Origin of the sequence: Acidithiobacillus sp. (assembly GCF_023229925.1) — a bacterium.
Lineage (GTDB): Bacteria > Pseudomonadota > Gammaproteobacteria > Acidithiobacillales > Acidithiobacillaceae > Acidithiobacillus.
The window spans coordinates 277,287-299,244 of sequence record NZ_JALNYM010000001.1 but is presented as its reverse complement, the minus strand read 5'-3'; the positions used below and the strand labels follow the sequence as shown (position 1 = coordinate 299,244).

The window sequence follows — 21,958 nt, the reverse complement described above, 5'->3', positions numbered from 1 at the left end:
AGCCCCTCCGCCTGATCCAGTCGGGTCTCAATCATTGAGGACCCCTGCATTTCAGGCGCCATGATAGCGATTATGGGCAGTGCTAGCCACCGCATCGCCTGCCGGAACCGATTGCAGTATATGAATCAGCGCGTCCCAACGGGCCTCATGGAGGTCTTCCGGCACCTTCTGACCGTCGCTGTAATAGGCAATGGGCAGATGATGTTGTGCCAACCACTCCAATGCGCCACCAAAAGCCGGCGCCTCATCTACTTTGGAGAGGATGGCTCCTGCCAGGGGAAGATCCGCATATGGTGCCAGAACCGTCGATAAACTCTTGTCGCTCAGTCCAGCCGATATGAGCAGAAAACGATGGGCTTGCGGTCCCAAAGCGGCGAGCCACTGCAACTGCTCTCCCAAGCGCTGGTCACGCGGGCTCATGCCGATGGTATCGATGAATATCCACGGTCTCTGGCAATGCTTCTCCAAGGCCTGGAAAAGGTCTTCCGGACCACGGATGACCTCCAGCGGTACGCCAAGAATGCGCGCATAGATCCCCAACTGCTCGACGCCCGCGATACGATAGGTATCGGTGGTCAGCAATGCGACGGAGTGCGGTCCATGGCGTAACACCTGGGCGGCAGCGAGTTTCGCTATGCTGGTGGTTTTGCCTGAGCCGGTAGGACCCAATACCGCGAAAATTCCACCTTTATCCAGAGGGTTTTCGCTCAAGCCCACCCGCTCCTCCAGCACCGCGCGCAGTGGCGCCTCCCAGGCCTCCTCTGCGGCCTGCTGCGCGATTTGCGCAGCCCAGCCCGCCGAGAAACCCATATCCGTCAGCACCTCGCGCGCCTGCTTGCTGGCGCGCAGACTGCCCCAGCGTTTTTCCACCAATTGCCGCAGGGCCTGAAGCTCGTTACGGAGCGGAGTAGCCCCCGTGGTGGCACTGCTGCTCACTGCCATGGGCGCCACACGTTCAGGGACAGCTAGTGGGGGCTTAGTGCTCATGGTGAGAACATTCTCCTCTGGCAATTTTGCCGGAACTCCGCGTAACGGTTCAGGCCAGCTTGGCGTTGGCGTGACCTCAGTCCACTGTTTTTCATCAAAATCGATGGCCGCAACGATCTCGACACCCCCATCCACATCCCGGTTGGAGAGAATGACTGCATCGGCACCCAAGGTGGTGCGAATCTGCTGCAGTACGTCGCGAGTGCTCGCCCCGTTAAATCGCCTGATCTTCATCTGTATCCTTCTCCCTGAGGGTGAGCGCCAGGCCATTTAAGCACCAAGCGTGGCCACCACCTTGATCCGTTTATTTTCGGGGATCTCCGCGTAAGAGAGCACCCGCATCCGCGGCGCAGCCCGGGCCAGGAAACGTGCCAGAAAGGCGCGCATGGGGGCCATGGCCAGCAGCACCGGCTGCATACCGCCAGCTTCCATCTGCTGCATCAACTCCCCCGCCCTTTCCAGCACCCGCTGCGCCAGCCCCGGCTCCAAAGCCTCGCCATTACTATTGCGCAAGCTCTCCTGCAATAAGTGTTCCAACTGTCCGTCCAGCACTGCGACTGGCAACTCCCCCTGTCCGGGAAAGAGTCCTTGCACAATGTAAGGGCCGAGTGCGGTACGAACGACCGCAGTGAGATCGTCAACATCCTGGCTCTGCGGTGCGTGCTCCGCCAAAGTTTCGACGATGGTGCGCATGTCGCGAATGGGCACGCCTTCATTCAGCAGGTTCTGCAAGACTTTCTTGAGTTTGTCGGGAGACAGCATCTTCGGGATGACGTCTTCTACCAGCTTGGGTGAGCGGCTGGCGAGATGGGACAGAATCCCCTCCACCTCCTCGCGGCCCAACAGTTCAGCACCGTGGGACTGCAATATCTGATGCAAATGGGTGGCGATCACCGTTGCCGGATCAACCACGGTGTAACCCAAAGCGACCGCTTTGTCGCGCTGATCGTGGTTCATCCACAAGGCCGGGAGACCGAAGGACGGGTCGGTAGTCGGGGTGCCTTCGAGCTTGCCGAGGACATTGCCTGGGTCTATGGCGAGCAGCAGATCCGGAAAGATTTCACCACCTGCCACTTCAACACCTTTGACGGTGATCCGGTACGCCGTCGGCCGTAATTCAAGATTATCGCGGACGTGCACAGCGGGCACCAGAAAGCCAAAGTCCTGCGCGAACTTTTTACGCACCCCGCGAATCCGTGCCAGCAGCTCACCGCCCTGCCCCTTGTCGACCAACGGAATCAGGCGGTAACCGACCTCCAGCCCAAGTGGATCAAGCGGCTCGACGCTGGCCCAGGTGACCTCCTCCGGCTCGGCGGGTGGTGAAGGCGTCGCGGCTTCGGCCTTTGGCTGCTGGCGTTTGCGATACCAAACAAGGCCGCCCAACAGCGCGCCTGCCCCCAGAAACGGCAGATGCGGCATCCCCGGAATGAGCCCGAGAACGGCGAGGATCATCGCGACGATAACCAGTACGTCCCGGTTCTGGAAAATCTGACTCACTAATTGTTTTCCCAAATCCTGACCGGTATTGACTGACGTCACCACAATGCCAGCGGCAATGGAAATGACCAGTGCCGGAATTTGTGCCACCAGCGCATCACCGATGCTGAGCAGGGTGTAGTCATGGGCGGCCGTGCCAAGACTGAGACCATGTTGCCAGATACCGATGATCAAACCACCGATCAGGTTGATGAATAGGATCATGATCGCCGCGACGGCGTCACCGCGCACAAACTTGCTGGCACCATCCATGGAACCAAAAAAATCGGCCTCTTGCGCTATCTCGCTGCGCCGCCGATGGGCTTCTTCCTGATCGATAATGCCGGCATTCATATCCGCATCAATAGCCATCTGTTTGCCCGGCATGGCGTCGAGAGTGAAACGGGCGCTGACTTCTGCAATGCGCCCGGCCCCCTTGGTGATAACCATAAAATTGATGATGACCAGAATCGCAAAGACGATGATTCCCACCGCATAGTCACCGCCTACGACAAACTCGCCGAAGGACTCAATCACCTGTCCGGCCGCACCGGGTCCATTCTGGCCGTGCAACAAAATGATCCTTGCCGCCGCCACATTGAGGGAAAGACGCAACAAAGTCGTTAACAATAGTGCTGTCGGAAAGGCGGCAAACTCCAGCGGTCGCACCATATAGAGACTGACCAGCAGGATAATCAGGCCCAGCGTAATATTGAAGGTAAAGAAAATATCCAGGAGAAAAGTCGGCAATGGAATAATGAGCATGGCGAGCACCATGATCACCAGGATCGGGGCCGCCAGGGTATGCCAGTTCACGCGTTGCAACATCCGGTTCAGGGCGTTCACAGTTTATCCTTTTTCATCCATTTCCGGGGGCACTGACCAGTGCGCGGGCACTTGTGGTTGCTGCTGCGGAGTCGCCAACCGGAGTTGGTATAGATAGGCGAGGAGTTCCGCTACGGCCCTATAGAGAGTGACGGGAATTTCCTGATCCAACTCCACATGATGATAGAGCGCCCGCGCCAGGGGTGGCGCTTCCACCACCGGTATGTAATGTTCTGCCGCGAGCTCACGGATACTGGCGGCCACCAGATCAGCGCCCTTGGCCAGCAGGACGGGTGCCCGTGTTTCTCCTTCGGCATAACGCAGCGCCACCGCATAATGGGTCGGGTTGGTGACAATGACATCGGCCTTGGGCACCGCCGCCATCATCCGCCGACGCGCCATCTCCCGTTGCATGGCGCGTACCTTGGCCTTGATTTCGGGATTGCCGTCCATCTCTTTCATTTCATCTTTCTGATCTTGGCGCGACATCTTCAGCTTTACGTTGATGGTCCATATCTGGAATGGCACATCAAAGAGCACAATCAGCAGGGTAGACGCCGCAAGCACGAGAAAAACCAAGCCACTCATGTGCATCAAATGTAGCATGGCTTGTTCCGGCGATTCCCGAACCAGACCGAAGAGGGCGTTGCGCTGGGCCCAGAGCAACGTCATACCGATACCGCCCACCACCACAGCCTTCAGGATCGCCTTCACCAACTCCAGTGCACCATGCTTGGAAACCATTTTTTGCAGACCACTGATGGGGTCCATACGCGAGAAGTCCGGTACCAGCGACTGGGTACTAAAGACCCAGCCACCCACCACCAATCCGGCAGCAATCACGGCCATCAGCAGCATGATAAAAAAGGGCACCACCAGCTCCGCCGCCGTTTCACACATCGTTGCAAAATGGCGGAGGAGGTCTTGAGGATCGGTCATGACGGCGGACGAGAGATGCAGGCCGGTGTAGAGAAATCCGGCGATGCTTTGATAAATATTGTCGGCGAACCCAAAAAACACGCTCGCCGAGACCATCAGCAAGGCGCTGGTGGACAATTCTCTGGAACGCGCGACCTGGCCCTTCTTGCGTGCGTCGTCGCGGCGCTTGGGTGTCGCCGCTTCGGTACGTTCCTGGGCATTTTCTTCGGCCATGCCGTCTTATATCCTGGGCGAAAGAGTCATGGCCGCGCCGCCGAGAGCATCGCTTGCCCTGCGGTTTCCATGGATAGATTGAGCAGATGCTGAACAATCATGGTCATGGCCGGCATAAACACATACAGCGCGAGGATACCCAGCGCCAGGAGCACCGGAAAACCGATCACAAAAATATTGAGCTGGGGCGCAGACTTGCCCAGCACGCCTAAAGCAATATTTACGAGTACCAGCGTGCCTAAAATCGGCGCAGAAATAGCCAAACCCAACGAGAAGATGATATCCCCCTCCTCCACGAGCAAATGCCAGGCCGAGGGATTGAGGCTGAGCGTCGCCGTCACCGGCAGCAAGGTAAAACTGCGCATAAGCGTCGCCAACACCAGCAACTGACCATTCATTGCCATGAACAGAAGTAAGACAAGCAGGTTAAGAAAATTAGAAAGGGTAGGGACCTGCACGCCCGTGACCGGGTCAAAAAAACTGCTGAATCCCAGCCCCATCTGTAGACTGATGACCGATCCTGCAAACTGCACCACACTAAAAACCACCGTCACCGCGAAGCCTAGCGCGCTGCCTATGAGGATTTGCTGGATGAGCAGCACGAAACCCGCTCCCGACATAAAATGTACGGCAGGCATCGCGGGCAGAGCGGGGGCGATAGCCACGCTGATCAGCAGCGCCAGCCCTACCCGCACCTGAATCGGTACCTGGGTGGCGCTAAATACCGGCGCCGTGGACAACAGCGCGAGGATACGAATAAAGGGCCACAAGACCAGGCCGATCCAGTGCTCCAGTTGCAGTGTGGTAAAGTGAATCATTGGTTGATCAGATGCGGAATGTCATGGAACAGGTGGATGGTGAAGTCCATGATCAGATGCAGCATCCACGGACCGGCAATCACCAGCACCAAGGCCATCGCCAGAATCTTGGGCACAAAGCTGAGTGTCATTTCGTTGAGCTGGGTGGCCGCTTGAAAGACACTCACCAGCAGACCGACAACCAACGCAATCCCCAGCAAGGGGGCCGACAATAAAAGGGTCGTCCACACCGCTTGCTGACCGACCGTGACGATACTCTCTGGAGTCATTCCCTCACCTCAATGGACAAAGCTCTGTACCAGCGAACCGATGACCAGATCCCAGCCGTTGACCAGGACGAAGAGCATGAGTTTGAAGGGAAAAGACACTGTCACCGGCGACAGCATCATCATGCCCATAGACATCAGAACGGCAGCCACCACCAGATCGATGATTACGAAGGGTATGAAGATCAGAAAGCCGATCTGAAACCCGGTTTTCAGCTCCGAAGTAACGAAGGCCGGGATCAGTAGCGTCATGGGCGTATCCGCCGGGGCCTGCAATTGCGGGTGTCCGGAGAGCTTGACGAAAAGGGCGAGATCATCAGGTCGCGTCTGCGAAAGCATGAAGGTGCGCAACGGCCCCTCGGCACGCGACATGGCCTGGGTGATGTTGATCTGGTTTTGAGTGAAGGGCTGCAGTACTTCCGTGTTGAGCTTCTGAAACACCGGCGCCATCACAAAAAAGGTAAGAAAGAGCGATAAGCCGACGATGATCTGGCTGGGCGGCATTTGGGTCGAACCCAGAGCCTGCTTCAGCAGGGAGAGGACGATGATGATCCGGGTGAATGCTGTCATCATCAGCAACATGGCGGGCAAAAAGACCAGTGCCGTCATGAAGATGAGCGCCTGAATACTAAGGCTGTACTCGGTGCCGCCGCCTGCTGCGGGACCTGTGGTAAAAGCGGGAAGGCCGCCGGCGATGGCTACTCCCGGAATACTGAGAGCAATTAGACCAAAGGTGGCGATCCTGGTCCGGAACGGGCCGGGGGTTCGGTCGGGTCCCTGGTGGGGGTCTCTATGTGCTGGTTCCATGGCCCTTGCTTGCGCCTCTCCATCGCGGTGCGCAACCAACCGGCAAAAGTGGCCGGCGCGTTGCTGGTGGTGTCTGGCAGCGCTGTCTCCAGGGTATGCAGCAGGGTAATCCCTGCCGGAGTCACACCGAGAAGCAACAGCTGCTCTCCCACTTGTACTAGCAAAAGGCGTTCCCGCGTTCCGAGGGAGAGTGACGACACCACCCGCATACCACCGACCTGCCCACCGACCAGACCGGGTTGCAGGCGCTTGAGAAGCCACACCACCCCGAAAAATATCAGGAGGACCAGCACCAGGGCAGAAAATAGCTGGAGAATAGCGGACCACGAAAAAGCGCTGTGCGCCCCCATACCGACGGAGGTATCCGCCCAAACCGACGGGCTCCACAAGGCGAAGACCATGCCTGCCAGTCGGATTCTTGACGCTCGCAGGGCAGCAATTTTGACGCTGAAGTCGGAACTGGGATTTTTTTTCAACGGAGTTTCTTGGCCCGTTCCGCCGGGCTGACGATGTCGGTGAGACGAATGCCAAACTTGTCATTCACCAGCACGACTTCACCCTGCGCGATAAGATAACCATTCACGAGCACATCCATCGGCTCGCCAGCGAGGCGTTCCAACTCGACCACCGAACCCTGCGCCAACTGCAGGAGATTCCGAATTTGAATCTTGGTACGTCCGAGCTCTACCGACAGCGTCACCGGAATATCGAGAATCATATCCAGATTCTGCGCCTGCGTACCGCTGCTGGCAGCGTGCAACTCGGGAATAGGAGCGGGAGTTGCCTCAGGGGCCTGCTTCAGTGGAGCATTCAGCTCTTTGTCCGGTTCAGCAGATGCGTCCGTATCGGGGCTGGCCCCGCCCTGCTCCGCCATAGCCGCTGCCCAGTCCGCCATAATATCATCGGCCGCACCGTTATCTGCCGCATCTGCCGCAGATTCCGCGCCAACCGGTATTTGCTCTTCAGCCATGGTTCAACTCTCCAATGCCGCCATGGCGGCTTGCCCTGCTGCGATTTCCGGACAGAGATGCTCCGTCACCTGAACGGCATATTTGCCATTAGACATTCCATAACGCCCGGAAAGCACCGGAATGCCATCGATTCGCGCGACAATCGTTTCTGGCATTTCAATGGGAATCACGTCGCCATCGCGTAGCGCCAGCAATTGCCGCAGAGTCAGGCGCGTTTGTACGAACTGCGCTTCCAGTTCCAGTTCGGCCTCCTGCATTTCATCCTGCAGAGACTGCACCCAGCGGCGGTCCACCTCAGAACGATCCGCCGTCGTGCCTGCCGTGAGTTGATCACGTACCGGTTCGACCATGCCATAAGGAAGGCAGACATGGAGAGTGCCCGTCCCCGACTCCAGCTCTACGGTGAACGTGGTGGTGATCACTACTTCTGTCGGCGTCGCGATATTGACGAACTGCGGGTTTACTTCCGAGCGCATCAACTCCGGGTTCAGGGCCGCCACCGGCGCCCAGGCCGACTTAAAGTCTTTAAATGCCATATCCAGAAGCCGCGTGATAATGCGCTGCTCCAACGGGGTGAAGTCTCGGCCCTCAATACGCGCATGAAAACGGCCATCACCACCAAAATAGTTGTCCACCACCGCAAAAATCAGGCGGGGATCAAAGACGAACAACCCGGTCCCGCGCAGAGGCTTGATCTGTACCATATTGATATTACTGGGCACCACCAGACTGCGGATAAACTCACTATATTTGATCAGCCGCACCTGACCGACGGAGATTTCTGCCGTGCGCCGCAAAAAGTTGAACAGACTGACCCGCCATAGACGAGCAAAACGCTCGTTGACCACCTCCAGGGTAGGCATACGTCCGCGCACGATACGATCCTGGTTGGCGAGATCATAAGGCCGCACACCACCCGGATCGGGCGCTGCATCAGTCTCGGTATCAACATCACCACCTGCCATCCCTTTGAAGAGGGCGTCTACTTCATCCTGAGAAAGAATATCCTGTGCCATGCGGTCACCGTATCGTTAGCGGTACTGCTTTGCAAGAATCATGCAAAGGTATTCACCAATCCCAACCGGGCACGGACCGATATCGGAAGTGCGGCAACGCCACCTGTCCCCTCTCTAACCGCGATAATACCGGAGACAGACGCCGATTTGTTGCGCGCAAAGGGCCGCCCGCCGCCATCCGTCCCTACACCCGCCTGCCCCAGGCTCATCCCGGCCGCAGCAAAACTCTCCTGCAGTTGCGGCATGGCCGTGGCAATGGCGCCTCGCACTTCCGGATGTGGTGAGATGAAAAAGGCATTGGTCTGACCATTTTGTTGAAGATCCAGATGCACCTCCAGCGGACCCAGGTGCGGCGGGTTGAGATGCAGGGTAGCCTGCTGTATCCCCTGGCCGAGCAAAAATTGCACCTGCTGCCCCAACGCCTGACCCCATTGCGGATGGCTATCCACCGGGGGCGCCACGACAGCCACCGCCTGGGCAGGGCCTGCGGTCGGCGCAACCCCGCTTAACACCGTCATATTCGGCAGATTGGCGCCGGGTTGACTGGCACCATTAGTCCCTTCCGAACGCTTGGTGGAGACCGTCGCCAACGCGGCTGCCGAAGGGCTGGCCGCGGTAACCACGCCAACATCCCGAGCCAGCGCGGGACGCGGCGCTTGCGTACCTGCCTCTTTGCCCTGCAGATTCTGAACATGGATTGTCTCCAATGCTCCGGCTGCATGGCTCGCACCTTTTTGGGACAGCGTCGCCACCACATTATGACCGGACTCGTCGGCACCCCCTAAAGGTGTCGGTTTCCCGGATACGTCTTGGTAATGGGGGAACGCGGCGGTGGCTGCCAAGGGAAGTGTCGGCGAAAAAAACATGGCTGTCGGCAGGGGAGCAACAGCCGTGTTTTTGGCCGCATGGGTTTTATCAGCAACCTTTTTGGGCGGCACCGCAGTGGCGCTGGTTGTCGCTGGAGCGGGAACCGTCGACGTCGCCTTGGTAGCCAGCGCCACCGGCAAAGTTTTGCCACTGCTTTCCCCCACCTGCTGGCGAAGCGCGTGCGACGAGACTTTTTGTGGCGCGTCTGATCCTTTTCCCGCGCTTTTTTCAGGCGTACCCACCTTACCCTGGGCGCTCGCCGGCGCCACCGCCCGTTGCCCCGCCATCACTTGGGCGAAAGCAGGCACCGGTCCGGTGCCTCCTGGGGTCTGTGCCGAAGCCGGAGCACCTGTCGACGCAGGCGTCGTTATGGGGCTGACGGTTGCGCTCGTGATTTCTGCAGCCATGGCCAGCACCTCCTCAGAAAGATATTTGCAGCATCATAAGCAAAAAACACGCCCGATCCGCAGCGTGGAGGAGCGCATGGCCCATTCATCCAGCTCTTTCTGCATTTTGCGCAACGCCTGGTCGCGCTGCTCATTTTCCAGACGCTGCGCGAGGGTGGCCAATCCTTTTCCCCGGCCCCGGGCCGCCACCCATTCGCCCTGCAGCCAACACACCTGCTGCTGTTGGTGCTGGAGATTTTCTCGCTGCAAATGAAGCACCTGTTCAAGCTGTGCGATGAAACGGCGCATCTCCATCGCTTGCGCGCTGAGGATACCAGCCTGCTCCGCGGCGACCGCCTGCTCGCGATACTGCGCCAGATAATTTTCCAGCAACTGTAGCTTATTCTGTATTTCATGCAGTAGCGCACGCTGCCGACCCAGTGTCTGGGCCAGCTCCTTTTGCCGGTTATCAGCGTCTTCACGGAGGTAGAGGATGGTATCTTGGCGGCTCATAATAGTTAAGCGGGCATAACGCCCGCGTGATCGTCCATGTAATGCGTCATAATTTCTGCCAGTTGCGCCTGGCTTGTGGCCAGCGATACGGATTCCCGCTGATCCTGACGCAGAAAGGCGAGAATTCCGGGATGGGCGCGCACCGCCTGGTCAAGTAGCGGCTCCATGCCAGGCGTATATGCACCGACCGCGATGAGATCCTGCTGGTCGCGATAGCGACTATAGAGGCGTTTGAGCAAATGCAAGCGACTCAACTGAAGTGGCGGCACAATATTCGGCATCACCCGGCTGATAGAGGCTTCCAGATCGATAGCTGGATACTGCCCTTGCTCAGCGAGGCTGCGGGACAATACCAGATGTCCGTCGAGCACGGCCCGCGCGCTATCGGCAATGGGGTCCTGCTGGTCATCGCCTTCCATAAGCACGGTATAAAAAGCCGTAATGCTGCCGCCCCCCTCGGGACCATTGCCCGCGCGCTCCACCAATGCGGGCAAGCGCGCGAATACCGAAGGCGGGTAACCCCGTACGGCTGGCGGCTCGCCCACGGCCAGGGCGATTTCGCGCTGCGCCATTGCATAACGGGTCAATGAATCCATCAGCAGCAACACATGCTGGCCCTGACTCCGATAATATTCGGCGATGGCGGTTGCCAGGTGCGCACCGCGAATGCGGGTCAGCGCTGGCACATCGGCAGGTGCCGCCACCACCACGGCACGGCGCAGACCGGACTCACCGAGAATATCCTCAATGAACTCCTTGACCTCGCGGCCACGCTCACCAATCAATCCGACAACAATGACATCCGCATCCGTATTGCGCGCCATCATCCCCAGGAGGACGCTCTTACCCACGCCACTACCGGCAAACAGACCCATGCGCGCGCCGCGACCGATGGTAAACAACGCATTGATGCTGCGCACCCCTACGTCGAGGGGCGCCCGCACCGGCGCGCGCCGCATGGGATTGATGGCTGTTCCCAGCAAAGGGACGCGTTCCTGACCAAGAATGGGCCCACCACCATCCAGTACCTGACCTTGCCCGTCCATAATCCGACCCAACATCTGCGGGCTTACCCCTGCCTGAGCCTCTCCCGCCAAAGGTTGCACCCGTGCACCAGGCGCCACTCCGTGCAAATCTCCCGCCGCCATGAGTTGTAGACGTCCGGCCTGAAAACCGACCACCTCGGCGTCGATACCGCGCTGATGCGCTGCGGCCACCCGGCAGCGCGTTCCGATACTCGCATCAAAACCTTCTGCCTCCAAAACCAGACCCACCATGCGCACCAGCCGCCCGCTGGGCAATAATGCGGGCGGCTGCCGTTGCATACGCGACTGTATACTCTGCAGATATTCGCCCCAATGTTGTTGGCGGTCGGCAAATATACCGGTCATGTGGAAATCTCGCCGAACAGCTGATCCAGGGTTTCCCGCCAGCGCGTCTCCAGACGAAGATCCAGTTGCGTAGCCGAATGATCGAATTCACGTCCCTGCCAGCGGCGGTCGGGGCGCACCACCTCGGCATCCAGGCTGGCGGCCACTAATACGCCGCCCCGTTCCAGTTCAGCATCGGCCTGCAACACCACACCTTGCTCCGTCAGATCCGGCATCAAACGTTCCACTAATGCCAGATCATCGGGATGCAGGCGGATACTCGGCTGCGCGCTCCGTACTGGCACCGCGCGCAATGCCTCCCGGAGCAACGGCAACAGCGACTCTGGCCGCAGCACCAGCTCGTGGCGAATCACCTGTCGGGCAATTTCCATGGCCAGCGCCAACAGTGACTGTTCAACACTCGCATCCAGCGCCCGTAACGGCGCACTGAAATCATGAAAAATCTGCTGCAAAGCCTGTCGATCCTGGGCCGCAGCGGCCATGCCTTCGGCATACCCCGCCGCGTAACCTTGCTGATGCCCCTGTTTCCGCCCTTCCCGCTCGGCCTGCCCATAAATGGCTTGCAATTCATCCGCCGTCGGCAAGACTACGGATTGCGCGGAAATGGATTCCCCCGGCGCCTCCGTCGGCTGGGCTCGCACCGCGACAACAGACATATCCGGCAACTGCCAGCGTTGCAGCTCGCCAATCGTGTCACGAGAAATCACTTCCTGGGGCAATTTCATAGGCGCTCTCCAACCCTCAAACCATGGCCTCACTGCTGCCGTTGCCCAGGTTAATCTGCCCGGCCGCGTCTAAACGGGTGGCAATCTGCAGGATGGCCTTCTGCGCGGTTTCCACCTCGCTGACCCGCACCGGCCCCTTGGCCTCCAGATCATCGCGCATCATCTCTGCAGCACGTTTTGACATATTCGTGAAGAATTTTTCGCGCAGCCCGGGACTGGCACCCTTCAACGCGGTGACAAATCCATCGGAAGGGATCTCCCGCAGCAACACCTGCAGACTGCGGTCATCCAGCTTGATCAGGTCATCAAAGACAAACATCTTCTCCTGCACCTTTTCCGCCAGTTCACTATCATTTTCCCGCATCTTCTCGAGAATGCTACCGGAGAGGCTGGTTTCCAGACGATTGAGCACTTCGGCTGCAGCTTTTGGGCCACCGAGACTGGCCACCTGCAGGCTTTGCGTCTCTCCCGATAACTGCTCTTCCAAGATATCATTCAACTCCCGTATCGCTGCGGGTTGCACCGTCTCCAGGCTGGCCAACCGCATCATGGCTTCGCTAACCAGCCGCTCGGGCAGATGATGAAGCACCTCACCCGCCTGTTCAGGCTCCATGTAGGCGAGGATCATGGCCAGCACTTGCGGATGCTCCAGCTTGATCAAATCGGCGATGGAACGGGCATCCATCCATTTGAGATTCTCTAACCCACTGGAATCACCGCCATGGAGAATACGATCAATGAGGGTGCTCGCCTTATCCGCGCCCAAAGCCTTATTCAGCATCCCCCGAATATATTGGTCACTCCCGACACCCAGGGAAGTCTGACGTTCCAGACGTGAGCGAAAATCCGACAACACCGTCTGCGCCTGATCGGTAGAAACATGGGACATACGCGCCATCGCGGCACCCAACTTCTGGACCTCGCGCGGCCCCAAATGACGCATCACCTCCGCAGCCTCGTCCTCCCCCAGGCTCAGCAGGAGAATCGCGCTGCGATCAATGCCGTTAAGATCCCGATTCACGGTCATTGGCTAACCATTCCTTCACTACCTGCGCGGCGCGCGCCGGGTCTTGCATGACCAGCTGGCGGGCGACATAGAGATCGGTTTCCAGCGGATTTTCTGGCAGCGCCACCGGTCCATGACCCGCTCCGGCAGGGGTGGCTGCGGGCACGCCGACCCCTGCTGTCGCCGAACCTTTATCCTCTGCTGAAATGGCTTCACCGGCGCCGTCTTCGGTGTTCATTACCGGTTCCTGCCGCATGCGACGGCGCAGCAATGGCCTGACTACCCCGACATAAAGCAGGAGGGCAAGAATCAATAGCACCAGATAACGCAAGCCACTGTTCATCAGCGTAAGGAACCAGGGTTGCTGCCACCACGGCAGGGCAGTCGCCGCCGACTGCGTAGTGAAGGGCATGTTGACTACTTTCACCGTATCGCCGCGCTGCGCATTGTAGCCGATGGCGTCTTCCACCAGTTGCTGTACCTGTGCCAGTTGCGCCGCCGTCAAGGGTTTGGCGTGGATGGCACCCAGGCCACTTTCCGTAACCCGGTCATCGACCAGCACCGCAACCGACAGGCGCTTGACACGGCCCACCGGTTGCACGGTATGCACGATGGTCTTATCGACATCGTAATTCGTGGTGCTATCGTTGCTACTCTCTGTGGGCGCCAGCATCTTGAGGGTGGGGGCGACCGCAATCAGCGCGGCCGGCGACATCGCCGAAACCACCGGCGCCACCAGAGGCGCGATGGCCACCCCTGGCGGTTGATTGGAAAGCGCGCCCGGCACGCCGTAGGGTCCGGTACCACCCGTACCGCTGCTGACATGCGTCTGTTCGCTCAGTATCTGTCCCTTGCCGTAACGCACCGAGCTGCTTTCACTCTTGGCAAAATCAATATCAGCGGAAACGGCGACCCGCACCCCATTGTGACCCACTATGGGCGTCAGCATTTCCTGAATGCGTTTTTGGTATTGCTGGTCTACCTCGCGCTGATAGGCTAGTTGCGACGGCTGCAGACCGCTGTCGGCATTGGCGTGAGAACTCAGCAAGTCACCGTGCTGATCGACCACGGTAACGTTCTTGTCCCGCAAACCGGGCACGCTGGCCGCCACCAGATGCACCACTCCCGCCACCTGCGCCGCGCTCAACACCCGCCCCGGATAGACTTCCAGCATCACTGATGCCGTGGGATTCTCCTGTTCACTGAGAAACACCGAAGGCTTGGGGATAGCGAGATGCACCTTGGCGTGTTCTACCGCTGAAAGGGAAGCTATCGTCCGCTCCAGAGAACCTTCCAGCGCCCGTTGATAATTGATGTGCTCGACAAACTCACTGGTACCCATGGGTTCCTGGTCAAGCAGTTCAAAGCCAACCCCGGCTCCTTTAGGCAGCCCCGCCGCCGCGAGCTTCATCCGGGTCCCGTAAACCTGACCTCCCGGCACCGAGATGACTCCACCACCGTCACTGATCCGATAGGGAATATTGAGCTTTTGCAGTTCGGCAATGACCTGACCGCCATCCCGATTCGAAAGATTGGTATAGAGCACTTTGTATGGCGGTTTACCACTCCATACGAAGGCAACGATCAGCACGGCCAGCACGGCGGCGAGAACCGCCAATACCGTAAAACGGCGATTGGGCGTCATTTCCTGCCAGCGCCGCTGAGCTTCCGCAGCACCGCCGGAGAGCGTGATAGGTCTTGCCGCTTCAGTGGCCATGCATCAGTCCTTGGTCGCCATGAATCGCACCGATCAGGCCTGAATATTCATGATATCCTGGTATGCAGATACCAGTTTATTGCGCACCTGAAGCATCGTCTGAAAAGAAAGACCCGCTTTTTGCGAGGCCACCATCACCTGGCTGAGGCTCACCGACTGATCCCCACTGGAAAATTGCGCTTGCAACGCGCTGGATTTGGCCTGCAGTTCGTTCACAGAGTTCACCATGCCTTTCAGGGTATTGGCAAAATCACCTTCACTGCCGGTGGACGGAGCTGGTGCCTTCATCCCCTGCGCCTGATCGGCAAGGGCTCGCAATTGCGTTAAAAGGGAATCCAGGGAATCTACACTGCTCATGGCTACACCTGCTCTATCCGTTGTTGCGTTTTAATAAGCAAAATCTGCACCACTTCTAGCCCAACGCATACCCGGCCTCACGAAAGCGCTGCAACTTGTGTCGCAAAGTACGCGGACTGATCCCCAGAAACTGCGCCGCCAGCGTCCGCGAACCCTGACTTTGGGCTAGCGCCAGGACGATGGCCTCCCGTTCGTGGTGGGCGCGCAGATCGTCCAGCGGTAAACATGCATCCATTACGGCCCCCGGCGCTTTTTCGCAGGATAGTCCCTCCAGGTCGGGAAGGGGGCGATCCGCAACGCCGTCCGCGACGGCGATTCCCAGGTCTGGCGCCTGGATTTCTTCTGTCATGGCCAGTATGGCCGCGCGTTGCAACGCATTCTCCAGCTCACGGACATTGCCCGGCCAAGGATAAGCCCAGAGCGTACGGCTGGCGGCAGCGTCCAGTCTCTTCGGCGGCAAACCCATCTGCTGGCAGTGTTGTGCCAAAAGATGCTCTGCCAAGGGCAGGATATCTGCCTGCCGCTCCCGTAAGGGTGGAATCCCTATGGGAAACACCTGTAGCCGGTAATACAGATCCGCACGAAAGTGCCCGGCGGCCACGGCCGCCTGGAGATCGCGATTACTGGTCGCGATCACCCGGATATTCAGCGCAATGGTCTGCTTGCCGCCCACCCGTTCCATCTCCCGCTCTTGCAGCACCCGCAGCAGCTTGGCCTGCAACGCCAGGGGCATTTCCGTGACCTCATCCAGGAGCAGCGTGCCCCCTTGGGCCTGTTCAAACTTCCCGGCACTGGCCTGACTGGCGCCGGTAAAAGCCCCTTTTTCGTGACCAAACAGCGTCGCCTCCAATAGCGTATCGGGTATCGCCGCGCAATTCACCGCAATAAAAGGCCCCTCTTGACGCTTGCTCTGCCGGTGCAGATAGCGGGCAAGCACTTCCTTGCCGACCCCGCTCTCGCCCGTCAGCAGGACCGTCGCATCGGTTACCGCTACCCGCCGTGCCATCTCCAGCGTGGACTGCATCGCGGCGGATTCCGCAATGGGACCACCTTCCACCTGACGCGCCCGGTGGGCATGGCGGCAGATTTTTTCCAACAGCACGTCCATCGTAAAAGGTTTGACGAGATAATCCACGGCTCCGTTCTGTAACGCCCGTACCGCCTCGGCGATGGTGCCCCAAGCCGTCATCATCAGTACCGGCGGGCTTTCGAGACGGCCCTCCAGAGCTTTGAGCAGGACATAGCCATCCATAGGGCGCATCTGGACGTCACTCAGAACCAGGTCAAAGGACGTCGCTGCCAGGGCTGCCAGGGCTGCCGTGCCGTCCCCTGCGCGCTGCACCCGATAATCATGATCCTCCAAACCCTCCTGGAGGGCTTCGGCAAGGTGATCATCGTCTTCTACCAGTAATATCTGGGGTCGGTAACGGCCCATCATGCTTTCTCCTGCGTCATCGCCCCACTGGGCAACGGTTGCGGCGGCTGCCAAAGCGGCAGGCGCAACATAAAGCATGCTCCCCCGCTCGCGGCAGCCTCAATCCCCACCGCCCCCCCCATGGCCACCACAAAATTGCGGGTGATGGCCAGACCAAGGCCGGTGCCATCGCTACGGCTGGTATAAAAAGGGGTAAACACTTTCTCCCAGTCGGCCTCTGCAATACCTGGACCTGCGTCGGCAATAGCCAGGATCAAATCCCCCTCCCCGAGCAACTGCAAGCTGAGCAGCACCGTGCTTGCCGGGGGGCTGTAGAACAACGCGTTATGCAGCAGATTGGCCAGTACACTTACCCAGGCAGCCTGACTTCCCGTCAAAAACCAGTCAGGTGATACTTGCGGCATTTGCAAAATGACATTTTTTTGACGGAAGAGCAGCTCGAACTCCTGCTGTAAACCTTCCAGAATCTCCACCACCGCCACAGCGCCCTCTTCCTGTTCGGTGCCGCGCAAGAAACGCAGCATGGCATCAGTAGTGGCCTCCAGATGCTGCAGACGCTCGAGGGCGCGCTGCTGCTGCTTGTGAAAACGCGCCTCGCCACGGTCATAGGATAATTGCGACACCGACAGGAGCGTGGTGGCCAGCGGGGTACGCAGTTGATGCGCCAGACCAGCCATGGTCTCCCCCATCGCCGCGAGGCGTTCGCGGCGTTGCGCCGCCTCCTCCTGTGCCCGTGCCACCGTCACATCCTGCAGCAGGATGATCTGTCCGCCATCCCCTGGTAACGCATTGACGGCCACCGTCACGCGCAACCCCGCCTCCCCTTCCCCCTGCAGGATCCATTCATTGGGGCCTGACTGCCGATGCAGCGTCTGTACCTCACGCCAATCGGCGCCACGCAGATCCGCTCCGAGAATCCGTCGCGCCTCGGGGTTCATTTCCATAATGACGGATGCATGGTCCACCACCAACACCGCACCCGGCAACAACTCCAGAAGCATGGCCAGACGTTCGCGCATGCGCTCTTTCGCCTCCAGTTCCTGACGCAGGCGGGTATTCACCTCGGCCAGTTCCGCACCCAGGCGCTGCACTTCCATCTGGAGGGTGCCGTAAGCTTCCGTTAAATCTCTGGACGCCTGATTAAAGAGCGAGAAGGCTTCCATAAGGCTCGCGGCATCCGGGATCTGCTTATCGCCAGGCACCATCAGCTACTACACTCCCGCGGATTGGCCAAGGCATATTTCTTGAGCTTCTCCACCAATGTGGTGCGACGCAGCCCGAGACGCAGGGCGGCATGCGCCACCACCTGATCGGAGGCAGCCATAGCCTGGAGCAGCAGGTCTTTTTCGATACCCTCCAGATGCTGTTTGAGATCAAAGGGTCCATCAGGCAAAAAGGTCACGGGCTCGGACCAGATGGCGGCAAGACTTTGCCGCTCTGCCTCCGCACTTTCTGTCACCGAAGCACGAAAGCGCGGAGGCAGATCAGCAACATCTAGCCGTTCTCCGCCATGCAGAATCGTCAGTCGCTCCGCGAGATTCTGCAATTCGCGTACGTTACCCGGCCAGGGATAGGCATCGAGCGCAGCCATGCTGCACTCTGACAGCATTACGGGACTATAGCCGCATTCTTCCAGACGCTGCAAAAAATGATGAAATAACAGGCGAACATCACCGCAGCGATCGCGCAATGGTGGTATTTCAACCGGGAATACATTGAGCCGATAGTAGAGATCTTCCCGAAAAGAACCATCGCGAATTCGTTCTTCCAGATTACGGTGGGTCGCCGCTAGTACCCGTACGTTGGCCGGAAAGCTCTGCGTACCACCCACCCGCTCGAACCGCCGTTCTTGCAGGACCCGCAGCAACTTCACCTGCATCTGCGGACTCATCTCGCCGATCTCATCCAGAAAAAGGGTGCCACCTTGGGCCAATTCAAAGCGTCCCTTACGGGTCGCCAACGCCCCCGTAAAAGCGCCCTTCTCATGGCCGAAGAGCTCACTTTCCATCAACTCCTCGGGGATGGCACCACAGTTAATCGCCACAAAAGGCCCATCGCACCGCGCCGAGTGCCGATGCAGACACTGCGCGATGACTTCTTTACCAGTCCCCGATTCACCGAGGATCAGGACCGTACTGTCGGTGTGCGCCACCTTTCCCAGCATGGCGGTGATACGCCGCAACACCGGGCTGTTGCCAATCAAGCCGCAACTCTGCCGAGACAGACTACGCCGGTCTGTTTCGGGGATGACATTTTGTATTTTTTCACTGCACATGAAGTGGCCTGTCATACATCTGGTGGATGGTGCTGATCCTTACGGCGCGCTACCGCACGCCGATGATGACGGAATATTAGCCGATCCAGTGATTCTTGCACACGGCTATCCAGATGAAAGTGCAGATGACAGCGGGTGCTTGCACCTGAAGCGCCGCCGGAAGGACCGGACAGAGGTTGCATAGAACCGGGAAGCAGCAAGGGCATGGCAATGCGCGGACGCAAAAAAAGCGCTATGCAGGTTTCATTCTGTGCACCCACAAACAGGGCAGGATCGGGACAATCCCAGTAGAGGTCCTCGGAGCCCAGGATGCAAAAGTAGCTCGGCGGCGTCGGCCCCAGCCCCTGGACGCCTGCGCTGACCAGCAACAACAAAAGGTCGACCTTCGTCTCCAGATTGCTGAGTCCTTCATGGCCCTCCTCATCATTGGTGACGATGTGCTCATCCATGACCAGCAACGCGCGTAACAAGGCGAGATTGTCTGCCATCAGGGTATTACGGGTGCCCGCATCGTGGGGCCATTCGCCCAGGGCCAGGGGCAAATGGCCCTGCAGCACTACAGCATGTTCGGTCATTATCCCTCCCGCGGCGGGAAGGACCATGCGTCAGGCGCGCTCCAGCAATCCTCGCCAAGCGTCGCGCAAATCCTCCACCACCGGACGGCAGGCATCCAGCGCCTGCAGATCATCAAAAATATTGGCTTGTGCCAGCTGATTTAACAGGAAACGGTAAAGACTGTCGAGGTTCTGCGCAATTTCGCCGCCATTCTCGAAATCGATGCTGGCCAGCAGGTGAGCGGTGAGCTGATAGGCCTTGTCCATGGATTGCGCCTTGGTCGCCAGGTTACCCTGCTCAATAGCCAGCCGCGCCCGCCGCAGGTATTCGAGAACACCGTCCAGGCCGAGCAGGACCAGCCGGTCGCTGGACAAGCCCTGATTTCCCACCTGCCGATAGGCCTGCATAGCCGCTGTTGCTACACTCATGACGTGATTCTCCTCGAATTAACCACTGGTAGAACTAGAGCTCGAACCGGTGGAGTAAAAGGCATTGAGATACTGACCAATGGACTGCAACTGTGAAAGCTGCGACTGCATCGCGGCAAATTGCTGGGTCAGCAGGGAAGTCTGGTTCGATGCCGATTGTTGCAGCGTCGTGATTTGCGCGCTGAGACCATTGATGGAGGAGGCGATGCCGTTCTGCGCCGCCGCCACAAAACCGTTTTGGCTGTTGAGCGCTTGGGTGAGCAGGCTGTTCATCTGCTGATAGAGGCCCTGGCTCACGGTCACCGTACCCAGATTGCCGGTCGTCGATCCCCTCACCTGCAGCTGCAGCCCCAAGGCGTTTCCGGGGCCGGTCACCGTCAGATTCTGACCGACGCCACTGGTGGTCTCGGCATTGACCGTACCTGCCACATCCGTCCCGGAGGCCGCCAGACTGCTGGTACCGATACCCGTCCCGCTGGCCCCCGCCGCCACGTTGGAAACCACGCTGAAAATCTGCGCACTGCCGTAGGTGTTGGACTGAATCTGCAGATAGCCATTCTGGTTGCTGGCGGTGAGTCCGGTGACCCCGGATTGCTGCAACGTGTCATTGATGGTGTTGACGATAGTGGCGAGGCTGCTTCCGGAAGCCAGCGACACCACCACCGAACTGGAGCCGGAGCTGATGGTCAGGCTCTCACTCTGGGCGATACCGCTCGTCGGTACTGCCGCGCTACCTGACACCGTAGCTTGGGTCGCCACCTGACTGACGTTGAGGGCGTAGGTGCCCGCCTGCGTACTGCTGCCAGCGCCGACATACTGCACGTTGGCATTGCTGGTGCTGCCGACCTGCCCGAATAGCCCGGCGACACCGTTGAAATCGCTGTTGAGCGCGGTGCTGAGGGTGCTGGTGTTGAGGCTGATGGTACCGCTGCTGGTCAGACCGAGCCCGACGCTCCCCAGGGAGTTATAAGCGCTGCCGGAAGCCACTCCGACCCCCTGCCCGGAGATCAGGTTCAGTAGCTGGGTGCGCAAGCCCTGCACCGAGGCATCGCCGAGCAGCGGCCCGCCGGAACCGGCTTGCACGTTGTACGCCGTCAGCTGATTGATGGTGCCCATGGTCTGGTTGAAGGCGGTGGTGAAACTTTGTACCGCGCCGACGAAAGCGGAATTGCTGGCGCTGACCTGCAGCGTGGTTGAACCACTGGCCTGCAGCAGATTCAGGGAAACCCCCGGAATGGCGCCGGAGATGGTATTGCTGGCGCTGGTCACCGCCAGCCCGTTGATGCTCACCCCGGCATTCTGTGCCGCCTGGCTGAGGGTCATACCCGAACTGCCCGAACTACTGGAACCGTAACTGAGATTCGCCAAGCTGCCCGTCGCCCCGCTGGTGGTGACACTGAAGGCGCTGCTGGCTCCGGTGCCGGTCCCGGTGAGGGTCAGTCGATAGCCGGTGCCATCATAGACCACCGCCGCGTTGACGCCGGTATTGGCCGTGTTGATAGCGCTCGCGATACCGTCCAGCGTATTATTGCTGGAGCCGATGGCCACATTCGTTATCGCCCCACTGCCCACCTGTATCCGCAGGGTCCCGGTACCCACCGCAGCGCTGCTGGCACTGCTGAAATCCTGGGAATAGATGCTCTGTGACTGCGCCAGCACTATATTGCTGAGGCTATAACTGCCCGTGGCGGCATTGGCGCTCACCGAGGCTGTTGCGACATTATTATTGGAAAGGCTGACACTACGGTTATTGGTACTGCCCAGGTTTTGCAAACTGCTCATGGAAGACTGCAGACTGGACAAACTGCTCCGCAACGTGCCCCAGGCGCTCAGCGTCGTCTGATAGGATTGCTGCTGACCCTCCAGCACCATGATCGGTTGCTGATACGCCGCGCTGAGGTTGCTGATCAGCTGCTGGACGTTAATTCCACTGACCAGACCCGACAATGACACTGACATGATCGTTGCTCCTTGCCTGCGTTAAT

The 21,958-nt window shown here is 59.0% G+C and carries 22 protein-coding genes; all 22 read right to left on the bottom strand.

Annotated features, from left to right (window positions below; translation table 11 throughout):
* Window positions 1–51: 51 nt before the first annotated feature.
* Genes flhF through fliD form a run of 22 tightly spaced genes read right to left on the bottom strand, consistent with a single transcriptional unit; the run spans window position 52 to window position 21,932 of the window.
* Complete coding sequence (gene flhF / locus M0P56_RS01555; RefSeq protein WP_291508294.1) at window positions 52–1,221, bottom strand: flagellar biosynthesis protein FlhF; 1,170 nt, start codon at window positions 1,219–1,221, stop codon at window positions 52–54.
* A 36-nt stretch (window positions 1,222–1,257) separates the two neighbouring features.
* On the bottom strand, window positions 1,258–3,309 hold the full coding sequence (gene flhA / locus M0P56_RS01550) for a flagellar biosynthesis protein FlhA (protein ID WP_291508293.1): 2,052 nt from the start codon (window positions 3,307–3,309) through the stop codon (window positions 1,258–1,260).
* A 3-nt stretch (window positions 3,310–3,312) separates the two neighbouring features.
* The gene (flhB, locus tag M0P56_RS01545; protein WP_291508292.1) at window positions 3,313–4,440 is read right to left on the bottom strand and encodes a flagellar biosynthesis protein FlhB; all 1,128 of its coding nucleotides are present in this window, start codon (window positions 4,438–4,440) and stop codon (window positions 3,313–3,315) included.
* A 26-nt stretch (window positions 4,441–4,466) separates the two neighbouring features.
* Window positions 4,467–5,258 (bottom strand): flagellar biosynthetic protein FliR, encoded by a 792-nt coding sequence (gene fliR, locus M0P56_RS01540; protein WP_291508291.1) that lies wholly within the window; start codon window positions 5,256–5,258, stop codon window positions 4,467–4,469.
* Window positions 5,255–5,527 (bottom strand): flagellar biosynthesis protein FliQ, encoded by a 273-nt coding sequence (gene fliQ / locus M0P56_RS01535; protein WP_163053815.1) that lies wholly within the window; start codon window positions 5,525–5,527, stop codon window positions 5,255–5,257. The genes fliR and fliQ overlap by 4 nt, the downstream gene beginning before the upstream one ends.
* 9 nt (window positions 5,528–5,536) lie before the next feature.
* A complete protein-coding gene (gene fliP / locus M0P56_RS01530) occupies window positions 5,537–6,331 on the bottom strand; it encodes a flagellar type III secretion system pore protein FliP (protein ID WP_291508290.1) in 795 nt (264 codons plus the stop codon).
* A complete protein-coding gene (fliO, locus tag M0P56_RS01525; RefSeq protein WP_291508289.1) occupies window positions 6,247–6,807 on the bottom strand; it encodes a flagellar biosynthetic protein FliO in 561 nt (186 codons plus the stop codon). Before fliO ends, fliP begins: the two co-directional genes overlap by 85 nt.
* On the bottom strand, window positions 6,804–7,301 hold the full coding sequence (gene fliN, locus M0P56_RS12365; RefSeq protein ID WP_366109894.1) for a flagellar motor switch protein FliN: 498 nt from the start codon (window positions 7,299–7,301) through the stop codon (window positions 6,804–6,806). Before fliN ends, fliO begins: the two co-directional genes overlap by 4 nt.
* A 3-nt stretch (window positions 7,302–7,304) precedes the next feature.
* Window positions 7,305–8,318: a flagellar motor switch protein FliM gene (fliM, locus tag M0P56_RS01515; protein ID WP_291508288.1), complete on the bottom strand. Its 1,014-nt coding sequence runs from the start codon at window positions 8,316–8,318 to the stop codon at window positions 7,305–7,307.
* Window positions 8,319–8,356: 38 nt separating this feature from the next.
* Entirely contained in the window at window positions 8,357–9,592 is a 1,236-nt protein-coding gene (locus M0P56_RS01510; RefSeq protein ID WP_291508287.1) for a flagellar hook-length control protein FliK, read from the bottom strand.
* A gap of 33 nt (window positions 9,593–9,625) precedes the next feature.
* Window positions 9,626–10,084 carry a flagellar export protein FliJ gene (gene fliJ / locus M0P56_RS01505; protein ID WP_291508286.1) on the bottom strand — a complete coding sequence of 153 codons (459 nt, stop codon included), beginning with the start codon at window positions 10,082–10,084 and terminating at the stop codon, window positions 9,626–9,628.
* A 5-nt stretch (window positions 10,085–10,089) separates the two neighbouring features.
* Complete coding sequence (locus M0P56_RS01500) at window positions 10,090–11,475, bottom strand: FliI/YscN family ATPase (protein WP_291508285.1); 1,386 nt, start codon at window positions 11,473–11,475, stop codon at window positions 10,090–10,092.
* Complete coding sequence (locus M0P56_RS01495; RefSeq protein WP_291508284.1) at window positions 11,472–12,200, bottom strand: flagellar assembly protein FliH; 729 nt, start codon at window positions 12,198–12,200, stop codon at window positions 11,472–11,474. The genes M0P56_RS01500 and M0P56_RS01495 overlap by 4 nt, the downstream gene beginning before the upstream one ends.
* Window positions 12,201–12,216: 16 nt before the next feature.
* Window positions 12,217–13,227 carry a flagellar motor switch protein FliG gene (gene fliG, locus M0P56_RS01490; protein ID WP_291508283.1) on the bottom strand — a complete coding sequence of 337 codons (1,011 nt, stop codon included), beginning with the start codon at window positions 13,225–13,227 and terminating at the stop codon, window positions 12,217–12,219.
* The gene (fliF, locus tag M0P56_RS01485) at window positions 13,205–14,923 is read right to left on the bottom strand and encodes a flagellar basal-body MS-ring/collar protein FliF (protein WP_291508282.1); all 1,719 of its coding nucleotides are present in this window, start codon (window positions 14,921–14,923) and stop codon (window positions 13,205–13,207) included. The genes fliG and fliF overlap by 23 nt, the downstream gene beginning before the upstream one ends.
* Before the next feature lie 33 nt (window positions 14,924–14,956).
* Window positions 14,957–15,280 carry a flagellar hook-basal body complex protein FliE gene (fliE, locus tag M0P56_RS01480; RefSeq protein ID WP_291508281.1) on the bottom strand — a complete coding sequence of 108 codons (324 nt, stop codon included), beginning with the start codon at window positions 15,278–15,280 and terminating at the stop codon, window positions 14,957–14,959.
* Between the two features lie 55 nt (window positions 15,281–15,335).
* Window positions 15,336–16,718, bottom strand: coding sequence for a sigma-54 dependent transcriptional regulator (locus M0P56_RS01475; RefSeq protein ID WP_291508280.1), 1,383 nt, complete (start codon window positions 16,716–16,718; stop codon window positions 15,336–15,338).
* Window positions 16,715–17,920 (bottom strand): ATP-binding protein, encoded by a 1,206-nt coding sequence (locus M0P56_RS01470; RefSeq protein ID WP_291508279.1) that lies wholly within the window; start codon window positions 17,918–17,920, stop codon window positions 16,715–16,717. Before M0P56_RS01470 ends, M0P56_RS01475 begins: the two co-directional genes overlap by 4 nt.
* Window positions 17,920–18,990 (bottom strand): sigma-54-dependent Fis family transcriptional regulator, encoded by a 1,071-nt coding sequence (locus M0P56_RS01465; protein WP_291508278.1) that lies wholly within the window; start codon window positions 18,988–18,990, stop codon window positions 17,920–17,922. Before M0P56_RS01465 ends, M0P56_RS01470 begins: the two co-directional genes overlap by 1 nt.
* Window positions 18,991–19,001: 11 nt before the next feature.
* Window positions 19,002–19,565 carry a PilZ domain-containing protein gene (locus M0P56_RS01460; protein WP_291508277.1) on the bottom strand — a complete coding sequence of 188 codons (564 nt, stop codon included), beginning with the start codon at window positions 19,563–19,565 and terminating at the stop codon, window positions 19,002–19,004.
* Window positions 19,566–19,595: 30 nt separating this feature from the next.
* Window positions 19,596–19,973, bottom strand: a complete 378-nt coding sequence (gene fliS / locus M0P56_RS01455; protein WP_291508276.1) for a flagellar export chaperone FliS — start codon at window positions 19,971–19,973, stop codon at window positions 19,596–19,598.
* 18 nt (window positions 19,974–19,991) lie between these two features.
* Window positions 19,992–21,932 (bottom strand): flagellar filament capping protein FliD, encoded by a 1,941-nt coding sequence (gene fliD, locus M0P56_RS01450; protein ID WP_291508275.1) that lies wholly within the window; start codon window positions 21,930–21,932, stop codon window positions 19,992–19,994.
* Window positions 21,933–21,958 lie beyond the last annotated feature (26 nt).